The organism is Armatimonas sp., from assembly GCF_043760365.1.
Lineage (GTDB): Bacteria > Armatimonadota > Armatimonadia > Armatimonadales > Armatimonadaceae > Armatimonas.
On record NZ_JAYUPA010000231.1, the window covers coordinates 1 to 2,058 of the forward strand.

A 2,058-nucleotide genomic window follows, 5' to 3' on the forward strand; every position below is an offset into this window, starting at 1 on the left:
TCCACTGGAGATAAGTTGCTTGCAGTGCGGCGGCGGCTCCGGTTCCCTCACGCGCCCGGTCAAGTTCGGCCTGCGCCGCGCTTAACCAGTCCTGAATACGGCCCATGCGGATCGCCAGCGGGACTAAGTCGTCGGTGAGGACGAAGCCCGGCCCCACTTTGCGCCAGGTTCCTGTCAGGCAGCGTGCCAGCGCCTGGGAAATATCCCCCGCGCGGGCGCTCGTCCCGCGCATGTGAAGCGGGCGATGGGCATAGCGTGGGTCGCAGAATAGCTCCAGCTTTGTCGCATCGGCGCAGCGCTTCACCAGCTCTCCCACGGTCTGAACACCAATCAGTGAGACGCGCACGTCCAGCACGGCGGCTGCAAAGTCGAGCTGACCTGGTTTTGCACTATTATTGTGGGGCTCCGTAAATTTTGCCCCAAAGCTCCCCCCCGAGCTGTTGCCATTGTTGACAAACGAAAGACGCTGGTTGAGCCCCTCGGAGAGAGTCACTCCCTGGATATCCGTCAGGGTGGTAACAAATGAGAACTCTGCCTGGACATTTGTCGGTAGAGACTCGGTAAAACCGCGATATACAGGCAGGCGCACGGCAGGCTGGCCCAATGTCCAGCGAGGTGCTTCGGCCTCTCCACTGCTCAGAGCGAGAGAAGCGCCGCTGCTGTTGGTAAAGCGGTAGGTAAACTTGCGCGAGAGACGTAGGCGCGCACGTGGGCGCTCCGGGTCTTTGATCTGTACTACTTCCACCCCACGGCTGAGCGTCAGAGGCGCGGGCAGAAGCGCGAGAAAAAGTGTGCGCTGGTCGCGGCCCAGATCCGCGAGCCCTAGCCCTGCGTGGCTACAGAGCTTTTCCCACTGCTGCTCACTGAGGCTCGCCTGGAGAATCCCGAACTTCTCGGGATCACCTAGGCTGGAGTACAAATCCGGGGCGGGCAGCTTTTCCCAGAGCAGCTCCGTGCGCTGTTTAGGAGCAAAGCCCGTGAGTGAGCCAAAGTTAACCGGCTGGAGAGATTTTTCATCGCCGGGCAAGACGATAAGTAGTGGGCCGCGTGTCTCCGGGTTCCAGACAAAGGTCTCGGGAAAGCGGAGGGAGAACGCGGGAGGCTGTGCCTGTGCAGTCAGTGCAATGGGCGTGGCAAGTATCGGTACCATGCCTAGATAGACTCCTTTATCGTCGGATTTGCTTCGTTATTTTACCGCGATATAATCTGTTATGGAATCGCAACACGGGGGACGTATCGCTGAGGTTCCGCTCTTTCCGCTGGACCTGGTTCTTTTTCCGCAGATGGTCGTGCCGCTGCATATTTTTGAAGTGCGTTACCGCCTGATGATCCAGCGCTGTCTGAAGGAGAATCTCCCGTTTGGCATTGTTTTGATGACCAGCAACGACGAAGCCACGAAGACGGTTGAGACCGCTCAGGTGGGGTGTCTGGCGCGGATTGTGGAGTCGGATCCCTTGCCAGATGGCCGGTTTCGTGTGGAGGTGGTCGGGACGGAGCGGTTTCGACTGCTCGACACCCACGACAACCATCCGTATCGCAGTGGCCTGATCGAGTACATCCACGATGAGCCCGCCGCTGAGGGAGACTGGGAGCCGCTGGTTGAGTCTGTCAAGGATGCGCTCAAGGACTACCTCACTCGTCAGCTAGCCCGTGCCGGAAAACGCGTCGCGGGGTTTCGCCTTCCCGATACCCCGGAGCTTCTTTCTTTTACAGCCGCGTGCGTGCTGCCAATCGCCAATGAGGATAAGCAGGCACTCCTGGAGCTGACGGATATTCCCTCGCGGCTTCTCTCTGCCCGGGATGTGCTGCGCCGTGCAGCGCTTCATCTTGACCAGGAGACCAACCCGCTACGTGAATCGTCGCGCTGGGAGCCTCTCACCGCTGAGCGATTCCGTCGCTACCGCTGTTCCAACTGAGCCGGACGCAGGCTGAGTAGGCCCCCCGCACCGAGCAGCACCAGGCCGCCCAAGAGGCCCGCATGGCTCAGAAGACTCAGCGGGGTTCGGGTTCGCGGCTCGCGCTTCCAGCGGCGGACAGTGGGGAGCAGCTCGCGTGGAG

The 2,058-nt window shown here is 60.6% G+C and carries 2 protein-coding genes; one reads left to right on the forward strand and one right to left on the reverse strand.

The annotated features are described in order from the left end of the window. Nucleotides 1–1,150: hypothetical protein (locus ACH2EH_RS05565; RefSeq protein WP_395139728.1), on the reverse strand; the 1,150-nt coding region annotated here is incomplete at its 3' end. A 61-nt stretch (nucleotides 1,151–1,211) separates the two neighbouring features. On the opposite strand from ACH2EH_RS05565, the gene ACH2EH_RS05570 reads away from it, so the two are divergent. Then, a complete protein-coding gene (locus ACH2EH_RS05570) occupies nucleotides 1,212–1,916 on the forward strand; it encodes an LON peptidase substrate-binding domain-containing protein (RefSeq protein WP_395139730.1) in 705 nt (234 codons plus the stop codon). Nucleotides 1,917–2,058: the final 142 nt, after the last annotated feature.